Genomic DNA, 19,966 nt, shown 5'->3' on the forward strand with positions numbered 1-19,966 from the left:
CCTGTTTCAGGCCTCCTCATGCTGCTGTGCCACCGGCGGCGTCGGATTCATGCGCAGCAATTGCTCGATATCGTCCAGCACGTCCTCGGCCGCCACGTCGGCCGAATACTCCAGCACCGCCCGCCCCTCGGGATCGATGACCCAAAGGCCTCCCGGGCGCCGCCAGTCGGGCGGGGCCGACGAGGTCCAGCGGGCGACCGCCTCGCCGGGAAGTACCGGCGCCTCCCCGCCGAACCGCAGGCGACTGAATCGATGCGCCTCGCGCCCCAGGGCCCGATGTACCCGCCACCACTGATCGGCACGCACCGCACACTCCATCGTACAATCGAAGACCAGCAGCCAGTCGTCTGACCCGTCCTTCTCGATGCCCTCGGCCGGCCAACGTGACAGGTCCGGCACCGCCGGATGCAGGGTCCCGTGGGCCGTTCTCCCCTCCGGCACCCCTACCCGCCATTCCACCATGCCCCAGGCCACGGCGACGGGTAGACCGAAGACCGCGAACAGGGCGCCCAGCTTGAGCCGCTGTGCGGCGTCACGAGACAGTGTCATGGGGACTCCTTGGTCGAATGGGGCGGCGAGCAATGCTCCCGGGCCAGACGCCGCCCGCCGATGATCATCACCACCAGCGCCGCCAACGCCAGCCCCCACCACTGGACGGCATAGGCGAGGTGGCGCTCGGGCGGCATCACGCTAGGCACCCACCAGGCGGGGAGCCGGCCCGGCCCCTGCGCCAGATGCAGCCAGCCGCCGTGGGCAAACGTCAGGTCCCAGGCCGCCAGGTCGATCCGTTGCAGGCGAGTCCCCTCCCGGTTGGGACCGAAGACGGGCGCCGACGCACCGGCCGCCTGCCACTGCCCCTCGATGTGAACTCGACCGGAAGGTGTTGTCACGGATGGCGGCGCGCGGCTCGGCCCTGTCTCCAGGAAGCCCCGCTCGACCAGCCAGACACGGCCGTCGGGCCCCCGCAGCGGGGTCAGCACGGCCACCCCCAGCCGCCCTTCCCAGGTTCGGTTGTCGAGGAACAGGGTGCGCTCGGCCAGGTACTCTCCCTCGAGGGTCAGGCGTGTGCCATCGGGCGGCACGGATACCGGCGACGTCAGGCGGGGCGCCTGGGCGAGCTGGACCAGGTACTCGCGCTTGCCGGCGGCCCGTTCCCACTGCCATAGTCCTAGTCCCAGTCCCAGTACCACCAGGCCGGTCCAGAACCCGTACCACATCACGCTGCGCCACCTACCGGACCTTGCCTTGAAGAATGTCTGCCTCACGGAGCCTCGCATGTTGCTCAAGATCCTGATCGCCTGTGTCTTCCTGGCCATGGTAACCAGCCTGGCCGCCGGTGCCGGCTTTTTGATCAAGGATGGCGGCCGCTCGCGCCGCGTCCTCATCTCGCTCAAGCTGCGCGTGGGCCTGGCGGCGCTGCTGATGGCCCTGCTGGTCTACGGCTTCTATATCGGCAACCTCGGCACCTAAGCTGGTCAGAAGACATAGACGAAGAGGAACAGCCCGATCCATACCGCGTCCACGAAGTGCCAGTACCAGGCCGCCGCTTCGAAGCCGAAGTGGTCGTTCGCGGAGAAATGCCCCCGCAGCACCCGACCCAGGATCGCAATCAGGATGATGGTGCCGATGATCACGTGCAGGCCGTGGAATCCGGTCAACAGGAAGAAGGTGGCGCCATAGATCCCCGCCTGCAGGGTGATACCGTAGTGGGTATAGGCCTCGTAGTACTCGAAGCCCTGGATAGTGATAAAGACCAGCCCCAGCAGTACCGTACCGGTCAGCCAGTGACGGACGGTGCCACGATAGCCTTCCTTCAAGCCCTCGTGAGCCACCGTCAGGGTGATGCTCGAACTGACCAGGATCAGGGTGTTGACCAGCGGCAGGTGCCAGGGACTGAAGGTCTCCTTCGGGCCCTGGATCTCGCTGCCGGGGGGATTCATCAGCGGCCAGGAAGCCGTGAAGTCCGGCCACAGCAGCGCCGTCACCCCCTTGGCCCCCTCCCCGTCGAGCCACGGCAGCGCGAAGGTCCGTACGTAGAAGAGCGTCCCGAAGAAGGCGGCGAAGAACATCACTTCCGAGAAGATGAACCACCCCATCCCCCAACGGAAGGAGCGATCCATCTGGTCATTATAGAGTCCCCGGCGGGATTCACGAATGACGTCCCGGAACCACAACGTCATGACCACCAGGATCCCCACCAGGCCGATGACCATCACCGGCGTGCCGGCCACCCCGTATACCAGCACCGTACCGGCGCCGACCATCATCGCCCCCAGCGCGAGCGATCCGAGGATCGGCCACTTGCTGCTGGCGGGCACGTAGTAGCTGCCACCGCTCATGCTTCGTCTCCTTCGCTGATGGGGGCCGCGGGCACACGGGCCAGGGGCGCCTGCTGCACAGGATAGAGGGTATAGACCAGCGTCACGGTCTTGATCTCGGCCGGCAGATCGCGGGTCAGTTGGAAGACCAGCGGTGCCTCGAATCCCTCGCCGGCGGCGAGTTGCTGCTCCTGGAAGCAGAAGCAGGCCAGCTTGCGCAGGTGCAGCGACGCCTCCGCGGGGGAGACGCTGGGGACGGCACGTGCGCGAGTCGTCTGGTCGCCCAGGTTGCGGAAGGTGAAGCGCACTTCCTCCCGCTGCCCGGGGTGCAGTCTCATCTGGCGAATGTCCGATTCGAGCTGCCATGGCAGCCCTTGGCTGCCCCGGGTGATGAACTGCATGGTGACCGTGCGCGAGGTGTCGACATCATCGTGGGCCAGCGTCTGAGCACTCCCGCTGGTCTTGCCATTGAGCCCCGTGACCTGGCAGAAGACGTCATAGAGCGGCACCAAGGCGAAGGCGAAGGCAAACATCCCGGCCAGGACCACCAGGGTCCGCATCACGGTACGCCGAACGCCGGGGCGAGGGTCGGGGGCGGAACGATGCGACATGCGGACCTCCGGGGGAGAGGGTCAGGGTTGGTCTGGCTTGAAATCGGGGGGCGTATCGAAGGTATGCAGCGGCGCCGGGCTGGGCACGGTCCACTCCAGGTCCTCGGCGCCTTCCCAGGCCTGCGCCGGGGCCTTCTCGCCGCCCCGAATGCAGAGGATCACCACGGCAACGAAGAGCAGCTGCGAGGCGCCGAACAGGAAAGCGCCAAGGCTGGTCACCATGTTGAAGTCGGCGAACTGCAGCGCGTAGTCGGGAATGCGCCGCGGCATGCCGGCAAGCCCCGAAAAGTGCATGGGAAAGAAGGTCAGGTTCACGCCGATCACCGACAGCCAGAAGTGCCACTGCGCGAGTCGGAGATGAGGATAGTGACCGGTCCACTTGGGCAGCCAGTAGTAGACCCCCGCCATGATGGCGAACACCGCCCCGGGCACGAGGACATAGTGGAAGTGCGCCACCACGAAGTAGGTGTCATGGTACTGGAAATCGGCCGGCGCGATGGCCAGCATCAGTCCCGAGAAACCGCCGATGGTGAACAGCACCACGAAGGCCAGGGCGAACAGCATCGGCGGTTCGAAGGTGATCGAACCCTGGAACAGGGTGGCGATCCAGTTGAAGACCTTCACCCCGGTAGGCACCGCGATCAGCATGGTGGTGTACATGAAGAACAGCTCCGCGACCAGCGGCAACCCCACGATGAACATGTGATGCGCCCAGACCAGGAAGGACAGGATCGCGATGGAGGCCGTGGCGTAGACCATCGAGGCGTAGCCGAACAGCCGCTTGCGGGCGAAGGTGGGAATGATCACCGAGACGATGCCGAAGGCCGGGAGGATCATGATGTAGACCTCGGGATGGCCGAAGAACCAGAATAGGTGCTGGAAGAGCACCGGGTCACCCCCACCGGCGGCATTGAAGAAGCTGGTGCCGAAGTTGATGTCCAGCAGCATCATGGTGATCACCCCGGCCAGTACCGGCATCACCGCGATCAGCAGGAAGGCGGTGATCAGCCAGGTCCAGACGAACAGTGGCATATCCATCATGCGCATCCCCGGCGCCCGCAGGTTGAGGATGGTGGCGATGATGTTGATCGCCCCGAGGATGGAGCTGATGCCGGCCAGGTGCAAAGAGAAGATAAAGAAGGTGGTGGACGGCGGCGCGTAGGTCGTGGACAGCGGTGCATAGAAAGTCCAGCCGAAGTCGGGACCGCCCCCCGGCATGAACAGCGTGGCGAGCAACAGCGTGAAGGCCACCGGCAGCAACCAGAAGCTGAAGTTGTTGAGCCGGGGCAGCGCCATGTCCGGCGCGCCGACCTGTAGCGGCACCATCCAGTTGGCCAGGCCCACGAAGGCGGGCATCACGGCGCCGAACACCATGATCAGGCCGTGCATGGTGGTCATCTGGTTAAAGAACTCCGGCTGCACCAACTGCAGGCCGGGCTGGAAGAGCTCCGCCCGGACCACCATGGCGAAAATTCCGCCGATGAAGAACATGGTGAGCGAGAAGATCAGATAGAGGGTACCGATCTCCTTGTGGTTGGTGGTCAGCACCCAGCGCATCAGCCCCCGCGGGCGGTCATGATGCGCCCCGGCCATGCCACCGGCGGTGGCCTCGCTGTACTGGGGGGCCGGCTTGGGAGGCAGGTGAGTCGCCATCGAAAATCTCCCTGGTTGGCATCACGATAAAGAAGCGGAAAGGCTCGGCCCTACTACTCGGAGAGTTGCTCGGCGATTTCCGAGGGTTGCACGATGTCGCCGGTCTCGTTGCCCCAGGCATTGCGCTCCCAGGTGATCACGGCGGCGATCTCCACCGGATTAAGCGTGCTGCGGAAGGCCGGCATGGCGGTGCCGGACACGCCGTTGACCACGGTATCGATATGCCGCGCGCGCTCATCCAGCATCGCCTGGTTACCGGCCAGGGCCGGGAAGGTGGGCGGACTGCCCGACCCATCGGGTTGATGGCATGAGGCACAGATCGAGCCATAGACCTTCTCGCCGCGCGTCATCAGTTCGTCCAGGCCCCACTCGCGATCGATTCCCATGGCGGCCTGGGTGGCGGCCTCCTTGCGCTGGGCCAGCCACTGATCGAACTGCTCCGGCTCGACCGCCTCCACCACCACCGGCATGAAGCCATGATCCCGGCCGCAGAGCTCGGCGCACTGGCCGCGGTAGATCCCCGGTTCGTTGATCCGTACCCAGTTCTCGTTGACGAAGCCCGGGATGGCATCCTGCTTGACGGCCAGGTCCGGTACCCACCAGGAGTGCACGACGTCATCCGAGGTCATCAGCAAACGGACCTTCTGCCCGACCGGCAGCACCAGGGGTTCGTCTACCTCGAGCAGGTAATTCTCTCCCTTCTCGTCACCACCGGCGATCTGCTCGCGGGGAGTCCCCAGGTTGGAGGTGAAGGCGACCTCCTCGCCGAGGTACTCGTAGCGCCAGCGCCACTGCTGGCCGGTGACCATCACATCGAGATCAGCCTGTGACGCGTCATACATGGTCCTCAGGGTGGCCGTGGCCGGCAAGGCCATGCCAATGAGGATCAGCAGCGGGATGGCCGTCCAGATGACCTCGACGGTGGTATGCTCGTGGAACTGAGCAGCACTTGCGCCTTGAGAGCGCCGATAGCGGAAGAGCGAATAGAACATCGCCCCGAAGACGAGGACCCCGATGACCACGCAGATCCAGAAGATCACCATGTGCAGGGAGTAGATGTCCCGGCTGACGTCGGTCACGCCCACAGGCATGTTCCAGCCGTTGGCCAAGGCCGCCTGGGGGATGCCGGCCAGGGCCAGTGCTCCCGTCGCCCACACGAGCATCGTGCGCATCGACGCCTCCTGAACAGAGTTGTTGTATTAGCCACGCCTTGATCGAGTATAGAAGAGTGAATCGCCAGGGCTGGGCGTGTGCCGGCCACGTTCGGTAAACGCGCTTATCAACGCTCGTCCGCATCATCCCGCCGCCAGGTGAGCGATGAGCGCGACCAGCACCACCAGCACCACCCCCATCACGATGCCGGCGACGATGAAGGCGCGCCCGTCACCTCTCCCGAAATCCTCACGTCGCCGCGCCTCTTTCTGGACGCCGAAGAAGGCCGCCAGTACCGACTTGATCACGCGCCACATCCCCCCGTCTCCCTTGCCTGGCCTCCCTGGCTTGAGGCTAGGTCATGGCATACGGCGCGGCGCGTCCATGGATTTCACGTTCTCCCTGACGAAGGTCAAGCGATCGTTCGCCGCAACGCAGAAAAATCCCGGCCATCATCTATACTCAACATGCTTGATGACAGCGTGACCGCTTCCTCGGAAAAGCATGACAGGAGCCTCCATGAGCGAACGCAAAGACAACCCGCTACAACCCGGCATGGCGGCCACCGGGCCGTTGTTCGAATGGTGGACCGCGCAGTGGCTGCAGGGGTCCAACCCCGTGGCGCGCATGCAACTGGCCTGGATGGAGAGCCTGGCGGATGCCATGCAATTCGAGGCCCAGTTCCTGCAGGCCATGGCCAAGAGTGGACAGCGCATGGCCAACAGCTTCGACAAGGACAACCCCGAGGCCGCGGCCGACATGCAGGCCCGCTATCAGGAAATGATGGAGGAGATTACCGATGCCCACATGAAGCGCCTGCAGAAGGCAGCCGACCTCTCCCATGAGTTCCGCCGCCGGGTGTGGGAAGAGATCTGATCGCGCCACCCGGGTGTGCTGGTTTCCTACGTATGGCCGGGGACGCCCGGGTGGGATGTTCGGGGGATAGTGACGCAGCGCGAAGGACTATCCCCCCAGCCCGAAGAGTCGCGTGAGCAAGGGCAGCAGGAAGGCCGTGAGCATCCCGGTAAGCCCCATGGCCAGTCCCGAGAAGGCCCCTGCCACCGCGCCCAGGCGGGCGAAAGCGTGGGCCGTTCCGAAACCGTGGGCCGAAAGCCCCAGCGTGAATCCCTGTACCGCCGGGTCCTTGATCCCCAGGAGCTTGAACACCCAGGGGCCCAGCGCACAACCGATCGACCCCGTGATCAACACCAGCCCCGCCGCCAGGGACGGGATGCCACCGATCTGCTCAGCGATCCCCATGGCGATGGGCGATGTCACGGACCGGGGGGCCAGCGAAAGCAGCGTGACGGGACGGGCCCCCAGCAGCATGGCCATGCCCAGTGTGGACGCCACCGCGGTGACGATGCCCGCCACACACGCCATCAGCAAGGGCACCAGCAGGCGACGGATACGCTCGCGATGGTCATAGAGTGGGATGGCCAGTGCCACGGTGGCCGGCCCCAGTAGGAAGTGAATGAACTGGGCCCCCTCGAAATAGGTGGCATACGGCATGTCCACCAGCAGCAGGAAGCCGATCAGCATGAGGATGGCCAGCGTCACCGGATGCAGCAGAGGTGTACCGCCCAAGGCACGATTGATGCGCACCGCCAGCATGAAGGCCAGCAGGGTCATCAGCAGCGAGAGCAGAGGATTGCCGGAAAGATAGACCCACAGCTGGTCCAGGGTAGCCACTATCATGGTTCGTTTCCTGGCCGACCGGTGCGCACGGCATGCTGACGACTCAGGCGATCCAGCACCCAGCCGGTCACGCCCAGGGTCACCAGCGTGGAGCCGACCAGGGTCAGCATGATGGCCCACAGGTCTTCTCCGATCAGCCGGAAGTGGACCATCACCCCCACCCCGGCCGGCACGAACAGCAGGGTCAGATAGCGCAGGAGGCCTTCGCCGGCCAGACGCAGACTGGTCGGTACCTTGCCGTGGACCATCAGCACCACCAGCAGGATCACCATGCCGACCACCGGTCCCGGAATCGGCAGGGCCAGCCCCCTGGCCACCAGTTCGCCGGCAAACTGACAGGCCAGCAACACGCTCATTCCCAGGATCAGCGGCATACCGATCTCCTCCTCCATGGGTCGCAACAGTGATACCCTGTCAGAATAGCGTGGCAGGGGCGGGCAAGCCGACACCCTGTAGCTTGCTTGGCAACCGATTGAAACGAAAGTGCAAAAGGGGCTTTTCATTTGCCGAGGAACGCGCTAGTATACGCCTCGTTCTAGGGGACCATAAGCCAAGGGCCCGGATCACCGGAACGGTGTCGGAGCGTGGCGCAGCTTGGTAGCGCGTTGCAATGGGGTTGCAAAGGTCGCAGGTTCGAATCCTGTCGCTCCGACCAGAAACATCAAGAGAAACCGCCACTTACGGGTCATGCCGGGTGGCGGTTTTTCGTTGGGTGATAGTCTAGGTGATGAGAGTCTCCAGCGGGTTTGTCGGTGACGATCTCACGCAGTACCGGCCGGTGTTAAGGCTTGACCTTCTTGGGGCGATCTCGGCGCGCCATGATTGCTGCTCTCGATGATGAGGATGGTGGCAGCGATCAAGTATATCCTGTTTGTAAACAGCCTCTTAGGGCGCGTCACCGAATGTCCGTTTCCCCGCCCACATACCGGCGACCGTCAAAGCAGTAGACGGTCACCCCAATACCTGCCAGCGTGTCGTCATCCTGGTCGGCGGGTAGCGATTCGACGACAGAAAAATCCCTCAACCCCCTACGCACGCCCGCTTCCGGTTCCGGATCGGAAATACCAGGGACGGTGGCCAGTTCGTGGCCGCAGTCGCCGCGTTGCACGAACAGGCGCCAATACATGGCTTCAAGATTGACCGCTTCGCGCTCGGGCGGCACGAGCACCACCGGCGAGCCAGCGCCGTCCAGGTCCAGGTGGGGAACGACATGGGTCTCGACGATCCAACGAGAGTACCCGTCTGCATCCCGCACGGGCGTGCGCACATAGGGAATCGGAACGCAGGGGCCCGGCAACGGTGGCGGATGATGTTCGGTCATGGCTGGTTATTGCGGCTGTTGCGGACGTTTTGCTTGATAAACGTCTCGTATTTCGACTTAAGCGCGGCGTCGATGTTGTCGGCGGCTTCGATAATAACCGGCAGCAGCCGTTCCACTCGGTCACGATCACTGCTCAGCGCGAAATAGGCATCGATGAGATAAACTTTCCGGCCCGGCGACCCCTGTGGCCCACCGCTCTCCCAGCGCATCCGTAATGGCGGCGTGGTGTCCTTCTCTACCTCTAGGCCTTCCCGTGTTGCACGCTGCAAAAGGGACAGACGGTCCCGGATGGCGGCGACGGTGGTCTGCTCGCGGAAGGTTGGCGGCGCATCCCCCGGGGCGCGGTGGATATCGAAGGCGGCGATCAGAGTGTCAAAAACCCTGTCATAGTAAGTATTCACAGCGCTTACGTCCTGTCCGCTCTGGCGCGCGATGTTGACCCGCCGATATAGGCTACTGACATCCTGGCTGCCCCAGGTCAGCCAGGTTTCCAGCCAGGCCAGTCCCTGTCGGGCCTTTTCCTCTTCCGCCGGGCTCATTCCGGCGGTTGTGTCGGATGCGCCTGGCGGAGCGCACATGCCGGCCTTCCCGTTGAGGCAGAGCACCATCAGCGTGTAGCTATCGGTATTGGTCTCCGCGATGCCCGGGTACTGGGACAGGAACTCGATCAACCTGCGGTGGCCGTAGGCCGTATCCTTCGTTCCGAGCGACCCGTGCCCGGCCTCATGCATGATAATGAAGGCCTTGCTTTCCTTGTTATTAAGGCCGTGAAACGTCACGGCCTCGAAAAATCGATGGCACACCGTCATTTGCGCTGATGATCCGGTGCCGTTGTTGAAGGCCACTGCCGAGTCGCACACGGCGTTGCATTGCGTGCCGTGGCGATTGTTGGTACGCACGACATTATCGACGTGATCGCGCCACTTCTTCAGATTGCTCTTGATGGTACTGCGCCGCCCCGTACCGCCGAAATAGGCATTCAAGGCCGGATCCCCTTCCGCATGGCCCGGGGTCAGCTTGCCGACGGCCTTGTCCAGCCAATCTTTGGAATCGTCGATGGCGTCGGTCAGCACGGTGTCCTCCGACGCCGTCAGAGACCGGAACTGCGCCGCGCCCGGCGGACAAGGCAGTGTTTTTGAAGTGGCTCCCGGCGGCACAATCTCCACCTTCCGTCGAAGCCGATAGCTGCTGACGCCGCTGCTGGCATTGGGATGGGCATTCTTAACCCGTAGCGGTGGTGAAGGGTGTGGGCATACACCCGGGTCATCGTGGTTATTGGCGGCCAACTCGGCGTCCACCGCATCCAGCCGATCATCCGCGAGGCTCGCACCGAAATCCACCCGCTCGTCCTCGCTGATGAACCCCTCCAGTTCCAACGTACAACCCTGGTGAGCCGTAGCCAGCTTCTTGATCTTGTTCTTATCCTCGGCATCGAGCGAGGAACTGCCCCGTGCGAAGAAAATGTCCTCGTCCCTGCCCCCGCTGCGCTGGCCCTCAACCCGGTATTGTTCCGATGCCACCGTCCCGGCCTGGTGCTGGGGGACTTCTCGTTTGGAGCGGATTTCGTCCAGGCAGCGCAGTGTGTTCTGATCAACGACACCGGCTGTCACGCCGGGAATCGTTTCGGCGGTCTGGAAGGCTTCAACGCCCTGTTCTGTGTCGTCGCCGAAATCACGGTCCACGCCATCGTTACGCCGGCCATGCGGGCCGAGGTTGTAACCCAGGTCTACCAACGCTTGTTGGACGAGCCCGATGGCTACCGGCGCGAAATCGCCGTTGCTTAAGGTGCGCGCACCCTGGAAGACCTCCATCAGCACTGACTCTTCCGGAAAAAACACCGGGGAAGTGCGCGCTGCCAACACGGCCGGATCGCAAGCCCGTTGGATGCTTGGGCGGCCGGCAGACTGCTGCAGGACATGGGTCAACTCATGGGCCAGCAGGTGCCGCCCTTCCCTAGTCTCCGGGGCATATTGGCCTTCCGCGAAGCCGATATCCGGCCCGACGGTGAATGCCCGGGCGCCCATGGCAGTCGCCACCGCCGAAGCCTCCCCGCCAGTATGCACCTGCACGCTTGAGAAATCGGCGTCCAATCGGGACTCGAAGAACCGACGCGCATCATGCGGCAAGGGGCGCCCCATCCCCAATCCAAGATCGCCACGTACGGTCGCATCCAGTCGGGCGCCTGGCGCAACACTCTTTCTCTGGATCGCTTCTTCGTCGGCATTCGCCGCCGGCTGTCGCTGTACTGCCGACTCATGGGTGCACACGACCTGATCGGCAATGCGGCCGGCCTCTTGTTCGAAGTTGTCGTTGACCGGACCGACGCGTAGTTTCGTCTGAATACCTTCCTCGGATTGGCACTTGGGGCACGTGCCGCCGCAAGCGCAAGCTGGCTTGCGTTGTATTTGGGCCACAGGCGCCGAACCACAGCTTGGCACAACCGTCGCCGCTGGCTGCCGTCCGGCCGCCTTGGGCCGTTGTACAGCAACCCTGGACGTGAACGCAGATATCGAGGGCATAACGAAAGTCTCCCGGCTACTCTCGGCCACACAGGGCCCGCAACCTTACTGACTGACGAGTACGATCCTGGCGTTTGCCCGATTTGTGGAATCAGGTTTTTGGAAAGCGCTGCGGCGGCGTATCTGTCTCAAAATCGTAGAAACACTCCACCCCCAGGGTCTCAATCACGTCCCGTTCTGCTGCCGCTCCAGCCGGCGTAAAAGCCTCTGCCGGCTCGGCGTAGGGAGCAACCAACCACAGACCACCATCCAGCGCTCGTGCGGTCCCTTCCGGCAACGCCTCCAGGCGCTCGCCGAAGAGGGCGACATAATCCGGGCCATAGAAATTGCGCCAGAACACACCCGGCAATCCCTCCCCATAACCCCGCACGGTAGGCTCAACCTTGGTCCCGATGGGCCCAGGTACCTCGTGCTTAAGTTTACGGTCGATATCCTTGTCCAAGGCGCAAAATGCCAGTGGCGAGCGGAGCATATGCATGGCTTCACAGATGTGCTCGACGTGAGCTTTCTGCCAATCCTCATCATCGGCCCAGCTGCTGGGCATGGTCCAGATCAGTTTCCCGATGGAGGTGGCCTGACCGCGACGATCCGGTAGCAACATGAAGCCCGACGGCTTCGGCGTTCCCTCCACCGACAAGCGTTGGGCGTTGTCATAAAATGCCATAAGCTCTTCCATGACGTCAGCATCGTTGTCGAGCTTTATATCCGGCATTGAGCGGCCGTACTTGCTCGGACTAAACCAGCCGATATCGTCAATCAGCCACTGAACCAATTGCTGGGCCTTGTCTGTCTCCAGAAAGCCCGTGGGCAGGAAAATCCGTGTCTCCAGTGCCGCCATGTCTCAGTCTCACTCAGGGATGTCGGTGTACGGTCGCCAGACCGCGCTCGGCAAGATCGTCGAGAGCGTGTTGCAAAGGACCGGAAAGGCTGGTTGCACCATCAGGGTGTTTCGCCGAACGGAAAACGACCTCCACATGTCCACCAAACTCGTCGACATAATTTATCATTTCCTTAAGGTTACCGGTTTTGGACATGTCTTTCCAGCCCTTGGCTTCCACGAAGTGGTAGGGGTTACTCCAAACCAATTCGTCCGGGTTTCCCCTGACCGCATCCGGGATAAATCCCTTAAAGTCCTCGGCTTCCGGCGCGATCATCATGGCCTTGTTCTTGGAGTATCCGAGGGCGTCGAGCACACTGCGTTCGAACATCCCTCCGGCCTTCTTATTGGCCAGGATCGTCTCATATGCCTTGCGCCACTTCGGATCCATGGCTTCCGTGATGCGATCGAACTTTTCGGGATGCCGGAACTGATATTCCAACCAGCGTTGACGCCGATGTGCTTCCGTGCCGGGTACCAGTTGCTTTTGCGTCGTCGGATCGACGCGCAGTTTCCCGACCTTGGGGGATTCCCCCCGGCGTACGGCAGAGGCAACGTCCTCCAGGGGATCTTTGAGTTTTCGGCCGATGTCGTCGAGGATATCCAGGTCCGCACGGCTGAGCTCCTTACCTTCGGCCACCGCGTCCATAATGCGATCCAGCTCACGCACATCGCCGGCGTCAAGATGGCCGGCAACCCGGAAGACTGCTTCGATCTCATCGGCGGAACGCCCGGTCGCCATGGCGAAATCATCGACCACCCGCGGAAGTTTTTTACCGCTGCGCAGGGCCGAAGCCGGCACGAAGGGAATCAGCGCTCCGAACGCCGCCAGGGTCCGGTCACCTACGGAGAGCTCGTGACCGGTAATGCTCACTCCTGTCACTGCGTCCGAGACATCAGCCATTTCTCCGGCAACTGGCAGGATGCCGACAATCGTCTCGGTAGCCAGGTCGCCCATCGTGTAGCGGGTGCGATCCAACTCCGGGAAATATTCCAGACGCGGTTTCGCTTGGCGGCCAATCTGCACAATGGTGCGAAGATGGGGGTCTTTGGCCTGGACGAATTCGGCGACTTCATCGGGCGACCGCTCCAGGAAAGCGGGGTGATCGGTGTTGTCATAGGCCCACGTCATAACGGCGCGGGTCAGCGCGTTCATTCCAATTTTCCGGTACGGGTGCTCGGTAAGCAGATAGGCTCGTCCGGCACTGCGGAACTTCACACTGGCTTCCCGCCAACGCCGCATCGCCCACTGCCAGTATTCGTCGAGCTTCTCTTCCACGGCAGCCCGGCGCTGTGTGTCCTCCCGACTACGGCGGGCTTCCTCGACTTCGCGACGTGATTCCCGTTCAATGTCGACGATCAGCAAAGGTGTGTGGATCTCGCCGTATACTTCCCATGGCGAGGTTGCGTCCAAGACTTCCGGGTCGCCGGCATTATTCGACACCCACTCCAGATAGCGGCGCAATGCCTCCTGACCAACGCGGCGGTCCCGCTCGGAAACGTCAGATTCGGCAAGGGCCTGTTGTTTACTGCGGAAGAAGTCTAGATAGATATCGACCGGCGTACGCCGAGGGATCGACTCGGACTCAATCTGGCGGACGCTCTCGGCGGTACTCTCTTTTGCCAGCGCCTTGGGTCGCACGCCCTCCGGTGCCCGATAGAGCTTGTCATCATGGGAGGTTACCCAGACCCATACCTGTGGCGGCGTGCGGTACCAGTCCTTGAGCTGCGCTTGGATTCGGCCGCTGATCTCCTCCCGGTTTAACCCCTCGACCGGGATCCGTCCCAGATGCTGCAACTCCACATTGCCATGCCGGTCTATCTGATAAGACCGGGAGAAATCCGTTTCCTCCGTCCACGTGGTCTGTTCAATCACCTTAAGCTCAAAGGTATCGCCCGACTCCAGCGCTCCCTCCGGCTGCCCTTCCGATACCTCCAGCTTCTCGGGCTCAAACGCCTCCCCTTCCCGGCGCGTCACCTCAACCTTGACGTGGGGGGCGCGAATATAGTCCTCGGCGAGTAGTATCTGGATCTTGGCGGCAATGTGATTCGGGCGCAGGCCCTTTACATCGATCTCCCCAAGCAATGGAAACCGGATTCGCTCATTCGAATTAATGCTGTACTCGCCGGTCAGGCTCCGTTCGAGCGACTGCCCCATGCGGTTGTAGACGTAGATATGCACCCGATCGCCAGCCGCGAGCGGGTCGCCCTGCTGGCGGGACCGTTCCCAGGTTGCCCGCGCCTCGGTAACCATCAGCGCGAATTCGGTCGCCTGGGGCTCGGGCAGGTTCTCGTACAGTCGGCGCCGATCGATGCTCATTACGGCATGCACCCGCTGTGCTTCCGGCATACCCCGCAACCGCTCGAAGGCACCAATGGCCTCTTCGTCGGTTATGGCCCAATCAAACAGCCCGTAGCTGAGCAGATTGTTGATCTTTTCGATATTTGCCCGCGCCCCTTTCGTCTGACGCAATATCGTGTCCAGCCGCGGAAGCTCCGCTTCCGGCAGGTTCTCGCGCAGGCGCTTGCTATCGATTTCGGTGAGTGCCGAAGCCCGCTCGGTGCTCGACATCTCCTCTAACAGGGAAAGGGCCGATAGCGCCTCCTGGTCGGTGATGGCCCAGTCGAACAGGCCATAGCTCAGGAGTTCGTTGATACGGCCGACGCGATACCGGTACAACTGCTCGCCGCGAGAGCCTCTGCCCTGATTCACCGGTTTGCGTGCCAGGACAGGGCGGCGATTGCGCGCCCCGGCGCCGGCAGTCTGTTGCACAACGTGAGTCAGCTCATGAGCCAGCAACTGTCGGCCGCCATGGGAAGCCGGATTGTAGTGCCCTCTGGCGAAACCGATGTCGCGGCCGACGGTGAAGGCCTGGGCATTGAGGCCACGCGCCGCGGCGGCGGCCTCCGCGCCGGTATGCACCTTCACGCCACCAAAATCCACGCCCATCCGTGGCTCGAAGAACCGACGCGCCCCATCCGGCAGTGGGCGGCCCCCGTTCAGTCCCAGTTCCCCGCGTACCGCGGTACTCAGCCGAACAGACGGTTCGGCGGCCTTCATTTGAACCGTTTCCTCGCCGGTCCCGGCCACGGGCTGGCGCTGGACCGTGGGCTCCGGGGTACGCATAACCTCATCGGCGACCCGGTCGGCCTCTTCTTCGAAACTGTCGTTAGCCGTCCCCACGCGAATCTTGGTCTGAACTGCCGTTATCGACCGGCATTTCGGACAGCTGCCCCCGCAGGCACATTTGCTTTGGGACGTAGAAATGTCATGCCGTTCCGCCGTCCCGGAAGCCGGCTGAAACACAGGCGACGTCATCCCCTGTCCAGCGCCGGACCGCTGCCGTCCGCTGTCCGTGTCGCCCCCGTGTTTGGCGATTTGCCTGGCCATCTACCTCACCACTTCGACTTCTCCCGGCCGAAACAATAGGCGCAGAAGTCGAAACCGTCGGCCACGGCCGCCTTCTGGGTCTTGTAGGGCTTGCGAAAGGCGGCACGAATGGTGTCAACACGACACTGGGGCTTGCTGTTTTCCAGGTCGTGCAATTCCAGCGTGCTGGCATTGCCCAGGTAGCGGGTCTGCGCCTCGCCGCCGCCCACCTTGGCCGGGTCCACCGTCAGGTCCCGGTAATCGAGCACGCCGGACGTGGGCCACACGGCTTCGCTGTCCGTGACCACCACCTTACCCTCGGGGTCGAGGACATGCAGCCACAGGGGTTGAGGCTCCGCCAGCTGCTCCTGCTGCTCCTGCTGCTCCTGCGTCTCCTCTTCGGCTTCTCCGAGTCCCGCCTCGCCTTCTAGGTCTCCGCCCAGTTTCCGCCGGAATTCGAACGAGCCGTCACTGTGACTCCGGGTAAGCGCCACGGGCTCGTCGACGCGGTTTTGATCCCAGGACAGAACCAGTGTCACCCCGCGCAAGCCCTCGCCGTCGAGACCGCGAAGGAACCCCTTCAATACCCACTCCTGCGTCGCCACCTCGCTGGAGGCGGTGATATCTAGGCGTTGACGTTCCACCCGGGCACCGGTGATCAGATCTTCGCCGGCATCGAGCTTCGCCTCCAACCGACGCACCTTGGGACTGTCGCTGCCGTATTTGGCCATGAGCCGCTTGCGCTCCCGGCGGCGCTGAGCCTGCTTAGCCTGCTCCAGCCTGGCTAGTTGATCCAGACCCTGGTAACGGCGGTTGTCCGCCTCCTTCAGGTTTGCCTCTAGCTGGCTGCCGATCTCTTCGCCGCTGAGCTGGCGTCGCTTTCCTGCCTTTCTCATCGCCGCTGCTCCCTTAGCCGATGACGAAATCGCGCTGGGTATTCAAGTTACCACCCAACATGACGCTGTTGCCGAGGTAGGCCTTAAGGATAGCGGGCAGTACCCGGCAAACCTGGCAGCTGATTAGGTCGGGCATTTGCAGATTGTCCTTGAAGACCATGAACGGTACAGAGCCGACGGCCTCCAAATTACACTCGGCCCAACGGGCCAGGTTGTGGGCGAACAGACAGTGGTTGGCCTGGTTATCGGTGGTGTGGTTCATCAACAGCCCGATGGACACAGCCGAGAACAACACGGCCAGGCCCTGGCCCGTGTAGACCTCCTTGAATCGGTTGTCGTCCACGCGCACGGACATGCCCAAGGCCATTAAATCTGTGAAGGCGAAATCCTGACCTGGCTGGTACATGCAGGTGAACTGGTTGTCGTTACAAGCCACGTCATCGAGGCTGAGTAACAGCACGGAGGTGAGCGAGAAGCTACCCTCGGGCTCGATACCATCCGACTCTACCGTATTGTTACAGAAGTGCAGATCTCCGCGCACAAAGGTCTTACCGACATTGACGGCCGTCGAACTCTCCCTCGAGGAGTGGGCCACCTCGATGGCGTCACCTCCCACGGCTTGGGCGCCATAGGCCATGGGCACATAACCATAAGCACCGCGGCCGGTATAGAATCGTGCCGTGCCCAGCTTGGCGCCGCCCACCAACGGTGTCATGCCCATATTCATGATCATCACCGTGGCGGCGATGAAGCCCACGCTGGCCGTGCCGGGCACCACGCCGCGGGAAGTCAGATGATTGCCTTGCACGGAGACCGGGCCAGCCGCCATCATGATCACCGCCGGCCCCAGCGGCTGGGAGACCACGTTGTTATGGATCCGCGCGGCGGGAATACCGTGCTGGACCAGGAAGTTGCCAAATTCGCTGTCCAGCGGTTGTGTGGGCGCCAGGGCCTGGGTAATCCAGATACCGGCCCGGGGTCCGCGCTTGCTGTTGTCCGGGGTCTCGGCGGTGCGTGCGCCGTTATCGGTGATGCGGTTGCGGTCGATGTCAGCATCTTCCGTCTGAAGCAGAAATACGCCGCAAACCGGCTCGGCGGCATCGGGGCCGTTACGTTCGATGTGGTTGTCCCGCACCGTCAGTGACTCCACATGGGCCAGCGCGATGCCGCCATAGCCCACCCGCCCGCTCAGTTCGGTCGGGATCTCCTGCAGTTCTCGCTGCAGGCAACCACGGATGGTGTTGCCGAGGATGTCCAGGTCCTCGACGCTGATCAGATCCGGCTGCCGCTCGATGTCGAAGAAGGCCACGACACCGATGCCGTTCAGGCCCATGTCGAGGATGCGGTTGCGTTCCAAGCGGATCTCGTAGAGGGTCCCGGCAGACGCGTAGCTGGGTCTGTCTTCTTCCTCTCCGCCGCCAGGCGGTACGAACACGCCGCCGGGTGCACAGGGGTCGCAATTGATGGTGCCACCGACCACCCAGCCGATATCGGCGTCCACGACGTTGCCGTCCACGTCCACTTCCTCGACGCTGCCCAGGGTAATGCCATTGCCGATACCGTGCTGGATCAGGTTATCGATGACCTGCACCCGCTCGCAGGTACCGCCTACTTGCAGTCCGCCACGGCCGGCTGTGGCATGAACCACGCCAGGCACGTGGGGCAGCGACACCTGATCGGCATTGAGGGAGCGCACGTCGATGGTGTTGTGCTCGATGAGCACGTCATCGGCCACCACGAATACTCCCGGCCACTGACTGGCCTGGTCGGCCATGGTGATCCGGCAGTCGCGGATGGTGAGATGGTGGCCGGCCCGCGCCTTAATGCCGCAACGGGTGGCCGCCTGGATGACCAACTTGTCCAGGGTCACGAACGAGGGACCGGTATCGCGCTCGGCGTCTTCGACCAGAACGCCGGTCCCGGTCTCATGGGCCTCGATGGCCAGGGATTCCAGCCGCAGGCTCCCCGGGCCCTTGAGATGGAATACCGGCTCAGCATCGCCCGTCTCCGGTGCCGGCGAGACCACCTGACTGCGGTGGCCGCAGCCGCGGATGGTCACGTTGGCCTTATGGACAATGATGTTCTCCTCGAAGCGCCCCGGCAGCACACAGATCTGGCCGCCGCCGGCGGGTAGGCTGTCCACTGCCGCCTGAATGGAGGCGAAGTCGCCGTGGCTGACCATGCCATCGCCGACCCGGTAGGTGCAGCAATCGTCCAGGCGGGTCAGCGGTTGGAACACCCGCCGGCAGTCATGAATCCGCGATGGCCCGTCCAGGGCGACGTTGGGACCGCCGTCCCATTCCAGCACGGCCAGCGGCGCGCGGTGATAACGCACACCCTCCGGCGGGTCATCGTTGGGCCAGGGCAGGTCCTCGAATTCGGCGCCGGCGGCGCGCACCGGGAAGGTCCAGTAATCGCCGGGCGTATAGTTGCCGTTATCCGCCGTGGGCGGGTCGAACGCCAGCTCGATACCGTCGCTCAGCGGATGGTGCGCCCCGGCGCCGCTCTGGAAGGCCTCGACCCGCTCGATCCCGTCCCAAAGACGGAAAAAGAGTTCGTCGCCGTCGCTGACGCCGCCGGGGTTGTCCACCGTCCCCTGTAATTCCAATTGGCCGTCGGCCACCAGCGTGGTCTGGGTCGCGGTCATTACCAGGCGCCAATGGCCGTAGTCGGCGTCATAGGCCAAGGCCTCCAGGTAGAACGCCTCCCGGCCGGCGGTATTAATGGCCTGGTCGTTGGCGGTGACCTGGATGGTGTCCGTCGCCTGGGTGTAAGTGCCCCGCCCGACCAGACCGCCATTGAACCGCGACCACTTGAATCGCGCCTTGCCGTCGCCGTCCGGCCGAGCCACCTCGATACGGAAAAGATAGTGCTCGAAGCCGGTATAGCCGCCCGCCAGTTGTACGGGACAGTCCCCGGCAACGGCCGTGGTGGCCGACGGGGTCACCGTGAGCTTGCCCTTAGCGTCAAAGTCGTCGCTCAGAATCCCGGCGAGGTTACCGCAGACATCGTCGGGTCCCAGGCGCAGCAACCGCAGCGCGTATTGCAATTTCACCCGGGCGGTGGTGTCCGGCCCACCCAACGCCGGCTCCAGTAGCAGCGCCGGGTCCTGAAACGCGCTGAAACTCTCCTCCCAGACTTCCAGGATCACCGCGTCCCGTTCGTCGGCGGCGATGGTCCCCGGGTCGGCCGCCGGCGACTGGATAGGCGGCCCCAGGTAAGCGGCAGTCAATTCGAACGCATCCGGGGCCGGCAAATGCAGATGCAGGCCATCCACCCAGCCACGGCCGGGTTGGAGGGTCACCTTCACCTCGCTGCCGTCGGCCACCGCCCGGGCCACTTTGAAAGACTCGCCCTCCTGGACGGGAACGGCAACCACGTCCGGGCCAATGGTGTCCTGTCCCAACAATTCGCGCAGGTGACGCTGGATGCTGGTGGCGGCATTGCCGTCCTGATCCAGCAGGCCCCGCCCCTGTTGGTGCACGGTGCCGGTAAAGTTGTCTTCCGGCCGGAACTCGAATCGTGATAGATCCCCTTTCATGGGTCCTTTC

17 protein-coding genes and 1 tRNA gene are annotated in these 19,966 nt (G+C 63.2%); 3 read left to right on the top strand and 15 right to left on the bottom strand.

Features of this window, described 5'->3' with window-relative positions:
- Positions 1-6: 6 nt before the first annotated feature.
- Positions 7-549, bottom strand: a complete 543-nt coding sequence (locus FHR94_RS15460; protein WP_183326901.1) for a hypothetical protein — start codon at positions 547-549, stop codon at positions 7-9.
- Positions 546-1,217 carry an SURF1 family protein gene (locus tag FHR94_RS15465; protein ID WP_246389992.1) on the bottom strand — a complete coding sequence of 224 codons (672 nt, stop codon included), beginning with the start codon at positions 1,215-1,217 and terminating at the stop codon, positions 546-548. Before FHR94_RS15465 ends, FHR94_RS15460 begins: the two co-directional genes overlap by 4 nt.
- Before the next feature lie 58 nt (positions 1,218-1,275).
- Here FHR94_RS15465 and FHR94_RS15470 point away from each other — a divergent pair, with 58 nt between their 5' ends.
- Complete coding sequence (locus FHR94_RS15470; RefSeq protein WP_183326904.1) at positions 1,276-1,470, top strand: DUF2909 domain-containing protein; 195 nt, start codon at positions 1,276-1,278, stop codon at positions 1,468-1,470.
- A gap of 5 nt (positions 1,471-1,475) precedes the next feature.
- Here FHR94_RS15470 and FHR94_RS15475 read toward each other — a convergent pair whose 3' ends face one another.
- From FHR94_RS15475 to FHR94_RS15495, 5 genes are all read right to left on the bottom strand, one after another.
- Positions 1,476-2,339: a cytochrome c oxidase subunit 3 gene (locus FHR94_RS15475; RefSeq protein ID WP_183326906.1), complete on the bottom strand. Its 864-nt coding sequence runs from the start codon at positions 2,337-2,339 to the stop codon at positions 1,476-1,478.
- Positions 2,336-2,929 carry a cytochrome c oxidase assembly protein gene (locus FHR94_RS15480; protein ID WP_183326908.1) on the bottom strand — a complete coding sequence of 198 codons (594 nt, stop codon included), beginning with the start codon at positions 2,927-2,929 and terminating at the stop codon, positions 2,336-2,338. The genes FHR94_RS15475 and FHR94_RS15480 overlap by 4 nt, the downstream gene beginning before the upstream one ends.
- Before the next feature lie 21 nt (positions 2,930-2,950).
- Positions 2,951-4,582 (bottom strand): cytochrome c oxidase subunit I, encoded by a 1,632-nt coding sequence (gene ctaD / locus FHR94_RS15485; RefSeq protein ID WP_183326910.1) that lies wholly within the window; start codon positions 4,580-4,582, stop codon positions 2,951-2,953.
- 53 nt (positions 4,583-4,635) lie between these two features.
- Positions 4,636-5,754, bottom strand: coding sequence for a cytochrome c oxidase subunit II (gene coxB / locus FHR94_RS15490; RefSeq protein WP_183326913.1), 1,119 nt, complete (start codon positions 5,752-5,754; stop codon positions 4,636-4,638).
- A 123-nt stretch (positions 5,755-5,877) separates the two neighbouring features.
- Positions 5,878-6,051, bottom strand: a complete 174-nt coding sequence (locus FHR94_RS15495; protein WP_183326915.1) for a DUF2970 domain-containing protein — start codon at positions 6,049-6,051, stop codon at positions 5,878-5,880.
- 202 nt (positions 6,052-6,253) lie between these two features.
- On the opposite strand from FHR94_RS15495, the gene FHR94_RS15500 reads away from it, so the two are divergent.
- Positions 6,254-6,610, top strand: coding sequence for a hypothetical protein (locus FHR94_RS15500; protein ID WP_183326917.1), 357 nt, complete (start codon positions 6,254-6,256; stop codon positions 6,608-6,610).
- 87 nt (positions 6,611-6,697) lie between these two features.
- Here FHR94_RS15500 and FHR94_RS15505 read toward each other — a convergent pair whose 3' ends face one another.
- Positions 6,698-7,432: an LrgB family protein gene (locus FHR94_RS15505; protein WP_183326919.1), complete on the bottom strand. Its 735-nt coding sequence runs from the start codon at positions 7,430-7,432 to the stop codon at positions 6,698-6,700.
- Positions 7,429-7,806 (bottom strand): CidA/LrgA family protein, encoded by a 378-nt coding sequence (locus FHR94_RS15510; RefSeq protein ID WP_183326921.1) that lies wholly within the window; start codon positions 7,804-7,806, stop codon positions 7,429-7,431. Before FHR94_RS15510 ends, FHR94_RS15505 begins: the two co-directional genes overlap by 4 nt.
- A gap of 204 nt (positions 7,807-8,010) precedes the next feature.
- Between FHR94_RS15510 and FHR94_RS15515 the strand changes: the two genes are divergently transcribed.
- Positions 8,011-8,087 (top strand) — tRNA-Pro (locus tag FHR94_RS15515).
- Between the two features lie 240 nt (positions 8,088-8,327).
- On the opposite strand, the gene FHR94_RS15520 is transcribed toward FHR94_RS15515, so the two are convergent.
- The 6 genes from FHR94_RS15520 to FHR94_RS15545 all read right to left on the bottom strand — a co-directional run bounded on the left by FHR94_RS15520 (position 8,328) and on the right by FHR94_RS15545 (position 19,956).
- Positions 8,328-8,753, bottom strand: a complete 426-nt coding sequence (locus FHR94_RS15520; protein ID WP_183326923.1) for a hypothetical protein — start codon at positions 8,751-8,753, stop codon at positions 8,328-8,330.
- Positions 8,750-11,272, bottom strand: a complete 2,523-nt coding sequence (locus FHR94_RS15525) for an eCIS core domain-containing protein (RefSeq protein ID WP_183326925.1) — start codon at positions 11,270-11,272, stop codon at positions 8,750-8,752. The genes FHR94_RS15520 and FHR94_RS15525 overlap by 4 nt, the downstream gene beginning before the upstream one ends.
- A 91-nt stretch (positions 11,273-11,363) precedes the next feature.
- The gene (locus FHR94_RS15530; protein WP_183326927.1) at positions 11,364-12,110 is read right to left on the bottom strand and encodes a hypothetical protein; all 747 of its coding nucleotides are present in this window, start codon (positions 12,108-12,110) and stop codon (positions 11,364-11,366) included.
- 13 nt (positions 12,111-12,123) lie between these two features.
- Complete coding sequence (locus tag FHR94_RS15535; protein WP_183326929.1) at positions 12,124-15,210, bottom strand: eCIS core domain-containing protein; 3,087 nt, start codon at positions 15,208-15,210, stop codon at positions 12,124-12,126.
- A gap of 335 nt (positions 15,211-15,545) precedes the next feature.
- Complete coding sequence (locus FHR94_RS15540; protein ID WP_183326931.1) at positions 15,546-16,415, bottom strand: hypothetical protein; 870 nt, start codon at positions 16,413-16,415, stop codon at positions 15,546-15,548.
- A 13-nt stretch (positions 16,416-16,428) separates the two neighbouring features.
- Positions 16,429-19,956: a DUF6519 domain-containing protein gene (locus FHR94_RS15545; protein WP_183326934.1), complete on the bottom strand. Its 3,528-nt coding sequence runs from the start codon at positions 19,954-19,956 to the stop codon at positions 16,429-16,431.
- Between the last annotated feature and the right edge of the window lie 10 nt (positions 19,957-19,966).

The sequence above is a fragment of the Halomonas cerina genome (assembly GCF_014192215.1).
Classification (GTDB): Bacteria; Pseudomonadota; Gammaproteobacteria; order Pseudomonadales; family Halomonadaceae; genus Halomonas; species Halomonas cerina.